The sequence below is a fragment of the Donghicola sp. XS_ASV15 genome (assembly GCF_041224595.1).
Classification (GTDB): domain Bacteria; phylum Pseudomonadota; class Alphaproteobacteria; order Rhodobacterales; family Rhodobacteraceae; genus Donghicola.
This window is the reverse complement of sequence record NZ_JBGFGN010000068.1, coordinates 1-491: the sequence shown is the minus strand read 5'-3', so window position 1 is coordinate 491 and position 491 is coordinate 1. Positions and strand designations below refer to the sequence as shown.

Here is a 491-nt window from a genome sequence, read left to right as displayed (position 1 = left end):
GTCTCGACTGTTCGTCAGACCTTCTGGCGCATATCTCGCCCCTCGGATGGGCGCATATCCTGCTCACAGGCGAATACAGGTGGAAAACCAGGTGATCTCCGGTCTTAGGGTGTCATTCTGCACTCAGCCGGAGCAGACCCCTGGGTGCCACATGTGCGCCGGTTGCGCCCCGACTTGGCCTGGGAAGACGTTGTGCGCATCATCAACGGCCCCCTGCCCGAGGCGCGTCGCTGGACCCAAAGCCGTCTCTTGCGCGCTGTGAAGGCCTATGTCCGCGACGGCTTCCTGCCTACCGAGGTGCTGGCCCGCGCCGGGCGCCGCGAAACGGACGATCGCCTGCCCGCCATTATTGGGGTCGAGTGCGGCTGAGTGCGGAATCCCCCTTTAAGCGGCTTGGTTGGTGCTTATCCTCCATCGATATTCGCCAGTGAGCACGATATGTGCCCACCCCAAAGGTGAGATGTGGGCGAGGAGGTTTGGCGGACAGTCGA

At 62.7% G+C, this 491-nt stretch carries 1 pseudogene; it reads left to right on the top strand.

The features are described 5' to 3' along the window. Window positions 1-132: 132 nt before the first annotated feature. Window positions 133-351: pseudogene (locus AB9K37_RS01590) on the top strand (recombinase family protein); the annotation flags it as partial. Window positions 352-491: the final 140 nt, after the last annotated feature.